Source organism: Pigmentiphaga sp. NML080357 (assembly GCF_002188465.1).
GTDB lineage: Bacteria > Pseudomonadota > Gammaproteobacteria > Burkholderiales > Burkholderiaceae_B > Pigmentiphaga.
Map to the genome: position 1 here is coordinate 1 of NZ_NINW01000007.1, position 3,880 is coordinate 3,880.

The 3,880-nt window shown below is 68.9% G+C and carries 4 protein-coding genes; 1 reads left to right on the forward strand and 3 read right to left on the reverse strand.

Annotated elements, in window-relative coordinates; translation table 11 throughout:
* Positions 1-151 precede the first annotated feature (151 nt).
* From CDO44_RS01875 to CDO44_RS01885, 3 genes are all read right to left on the reverse strand, one after another.
* Positions 152-1,123, reverse strand: coding sequence for a tripartite tricarboxylate transporter substrate binding protein (locus tag CDO44_RS01875; RefSeq protein WP_087778443.1), 972 nt, complete (start codon positions 1,121-1,123; stop codon positions 152-154).
* 42 nt (positions 1,124-1,165) lie between these two features.
* Positions 1,166-2,320 carry a mandelate racemase/muconate lactonizing enzyme family protein gene (locus CDO44_RS01880; protein ID WP_087778445.1) on the reverse strand — a complete coding sequence of 385 codons (1,155 nt, stop codon included), beginning with the start codon at positions 2,318-2,320 and terminating at the stop codon, positions 1,166-1,168.
* 176 nt (positions 2,321-2,496) lie between these two features.
* Positions 2,497-3,492 carry a LysR family transcriptional regulator gene (locus tag CDO44_RS01885; RefSeq protein ID WP_087778447.1) on the reverse strand — a complete coding sequence of 332 codons (996 nt, stop codon included), beginning with the start codon at positions 3,490-3,492 and terminating at the stop codon, positions 2,497-2,499.
* Between the two features lie 121 nt (positions 3,493-3,613).
* On the opposite strand from CDO44_RS01885, the gene CDO44_RS01890 reads away from it, so the two are divergent.
* Positions 3,614-3,880: alpha/beta hydrolase-fold protein (locus tag CDO44_RS01890; protein ID WP_255407761.1), on the forward strand; the 267-nt coding region annotated here is incomplete at its 3' end.

The following is a 3,880-nucleotide window of genomic DNA, read 5'->3' on the forward strand; positions in this document are numbered from 1 at the left end:
CCCTCCTGTCGCTGCGCGACATCCTCCCCAAGGGAGGGAGCGCCCCCTTCGGGCGGCCGGGCGGGCGCGCTCACCGGACGACCCTCCTGTCGCTGCGCGACGTCCTCCCCAAGGGAGGGAGCGCCCCCTTCGGGCGGCCGGGCGGGCGCGCTCATTCACCCGGCTTGAAATCAATGCGCCGGCCGACGTCCGCCCAGTGGCGCAATTCGCTGGCGACGAAGCCGGGAAAGTCCCGGGCGCCGGGGCCGTCGACGGTAGCGCCGTAGTCCTTCCACAGCGCCTTGATCTTGTCGGTGCCCAGGGCCTGGACGATGAGCCCGCGCATGCGTTCGGCTATCTCGGGCGGAAGCTTGGCGGGGCCGAAGATGCCGTACCAGGTCGTCACGGCGAGGTCGGGCACGCCGGCTTCGGCCAGCGTGGGCGTGCTCGGCAGCGCGGGCGAGCGCGCGGCCGACGTGACGGCCAGGGCGCGCAGCGCGCCGCTTCGTATCTGGCCCAGGGCCATGGGCATGGTCTCGAACATCAGGTCGATCTGGCCGCCGAGCAGGTCCGTGATCGCCGGCGCGCTGCCCCGGTAATGCACGGCCTGCATCTTGGCGCCGGTCAGCAGCTTGAAATGCTCGGTGGAGAGATGGTGCAAGCCGCCCTTGCCGCCCGTGCCGTAATTCAGGCCCTGCTCCGACGTCTTGCCCGCGCGGACCAGGTCTTCCAGGGTCTTGAACGGCGAATCGCTGCGCACCAGCACTACGTTCGGCACATTGGCGATCAGCCCGATGGGCGCCAGGTCCTTGGCCGTGTCGTAGGGCATCTTGGGATAGGCGATGGGCAGGATCACATGATGGATGGCGCCGAACAGAAAGGTGTAGCCGTCGGGCGCGGCCTTGGCCACGTTGTTCGCGCCTATCATTCCCGCCGCGCCGCCGACGTTCTCGACGATGAAGCGTCCGCCGGACAAGTCCGACATGGCCTGGGCCAGCGGCCGCGCCAGGGTATCGAGCGAACCGCCGGCGCTGGCGGGCACGATCAGTCGGACGGGACGGCTGCCGGGCCAGGCGCCGGTGGCGAATGAAAGGGCCGGCACCGCGAGCGCCATCGCGGCCAGCAGGCGAAGGGCAATGCGCATGAATGTCTCCTTTATGGGTATGGGTCCGGACGACGGCGGGCGCTATCCTTTGCCCTTGCCGGCCGAGCACGGCAGCTTGGCGATCTCGGCGATGGACGCGCGGTCGGGCTCGAAGCCGAGTCCCGGCGCCTCCGGCAGCTCCAGCCAACCGTCGCGCGGCTCGGGAATGTCGCGGTAGAGCTTTCTCATCATTTCCACGGCCACCAGGTGCCACTCGACCCTTCCGCCGTGCGCGAGCCCGGCATGCAGGTGCATGTTGTGCAGCGGGAAGGCGCCGCCGTTGGCCATCGGCACGTTGTAGGCCTCGGCCATGCCAGCGATCTTGGCGGCCTGGGTGAAGCCGCCGCTGATGACCACGTTGGGCTGCACGTAGTCCACCGCCCCTGCGGTCAGCATGTCGCGGAAGCGGAAGGCGAGGCCCTCGTTCTGGCCGGCCGCCACGGCCATGCCGGTGCGGCGCCGCAGGTCGGCCATCAGGCGCACGTCGTTCTGCGTGACGGGCTCCTCGAAGAACGCGATGTCGCAATCGCGCACGGACAGCGCCAGCTTCTCGGCATGGAAGCCGTCGAGGCTGCAATTGGCATCGATGTAGAGGGAAGGCTGGGCCCCCACCGCTTCGCGCACCGCGCGCACGCGCAACGCATCCTCGCGGATGACCTCGCCCAGCGGCCGCGGTTCGTCGCGCCGCTGCAGCGCGCCGTGCCCCACCACCATCTTCAGATGCCCGAAGCCTTCCGCCACGCATGCGCGTGCGGCCTCGGCAAGGGCGTCGCGATCGAGGAAGTTGAAGCCGAAGGTGGTGTAGACCGGCACTTTGGAGCGGGCGCCGCCCAGGAGCCGCCAGACTGGTTGACCGAGGGCCTTGCCCTTGAGGTCCCACAACGCGACGTCCAGCGCCGCGACGGCGTGCATGCCATAGCCGGTCTGTCCGCGCGGACAGAGCAGCCAGTACAGTTTGTTCCACGCCGCCTCGTGGTTCATCGCGTCCATGCCGACCAGCGCGGGACCGGCCACGGCGTTGATGATGCCTGCCGCGACCTCTTCTTCCGTAATCGCGGTCAGGCCATGGCCGACCAGCCCGTCTGCGGTTTCGACCTCGACATGGCATGCCGACAGCGACGTCGAGCGGCCCACACCGCCGGCTGAATATTCGAGCGGGACGTTCAATGGCGTAGCGTGTACGCGGGCAATCTTCACCGGCATTTCCTTCTAGCGTGAAACGAATCGGCCCTCCGCGCCGCATCGCGGCGTCAGGCAGGATGAGCCTCGAGGCTGCGCAGGCGCAGCCGGCAGCTATGCTGACAAAGGCCGCGGCTGGCGGCCATTGCTATTTTTTTCACGCTGGTTTCGCATTTCGCGCATGCGGATGCGCATCAGGCCGGCGGTGCGTCGCGCGGCCCGGATCGCGCCAGGAATTCGGCAACCGACAGCGCGGCGGAGGAGATATCGGGAGCATGCCGGTGGCACAGCACGAACTGCCGCCGCGCCCAAGGCTCGGCGATCTCGATGTGGCGGAACGTCTTGCTCACCGCCAGCCACTGGGCCACTCCCTGCGGCACCAGCCCCACGCCGAGCTCGGCCTGGATCATGGCCAGCATGGTGTCGAAGCTGCGGGCGCGCACGCGGACGTTGAGCTTGCCATCGTGGCGCGCGGCCAGCCGCACCAGCAGCATCGACAACGCCGAGTCCTCGTTCAAGCCGACGAGATCGCACGGCAGGATGTCGGCGAATCCCACCTGCCTGCGCCGCGCGAGCGGATGGCCCCGGTGGGTCACGAGCACCAGCCTGTCCTCGCGATACGGGCGGGTTCGCATCATCGCCGGCGGCGTGCTGACGGCCGCTTCGTAGATGCCGACCTCTGCGGTTCCCTGCACCACCGCCTTGATCACGCCGTAGCTGGTCCCCTCCTGCGTTTCGATGTCGATGTCGGGAAACAGCGCCTGGTGCGCGCGTATGTCGCCCGGCAGGAACTGCAGCGCCGCCGAGGTACAGGCCGCCACCCGGGCCAGCCCCTTGTGGCCGTCGGCATGCGCGGCTGCGTCGTTGTGCATGCGCTCGACCGAGTGCATCAGCGCGCGCGCATGGGCCAGCAGGCTGCGGCCGGCATCGGTGGGAACCATGCCGTGCGGCCGGCGCTGGAACAGCGCGATGCCGAACTGGGCCTCCAGTTCGGCGATGCGTCGCGAGGCGGCGGTCACGGCCACGCACTGCTGTTCGGCGGCCCGGGTGATGCTGCCGTGCTCGACCGTGGCGATGAATAGACGGATGGACGTAAGATCGAAACGGATGCGGTCCAGGCCCAGGCGCCGGGCCTGCGAGGAGAGCTGCCGCTCGGCGGCCGGGGTCGGGGTGTTCAACGCTTTGCTCATGGCTTGCTTGTCGGTGTGCGGCAATTCCTGTTAGCCTCGCGGGCCCAGGGTCTCAAGCGTACCGCGAAAGATCCACCGCTTTGCCGCCCTGCCGCGGGCCGGGCGGCCGCAAGGACTCCACATGCTCGAACTGATCAGCCTGCACCAGTGCTTCGGCGGCCAGCAACGTTTCTACCGCCACGACTCCACCGCCATCGGACTGCCGATGCGCTTCTCGGTCTTCCTGCCCACGCATGCGGACGCGGGGCCCGTACCCGTGATGTTCTATCTTGCGGGCCTGACCTGCACCGAAGAAACGTTCATGATCAAGGCCGGCGCCCAGCGCTTCGCGCAGCGGCACGGGATCATGCTGGTCGCGCCCGACACCAGCCCGCGCGGCGCCGGCATC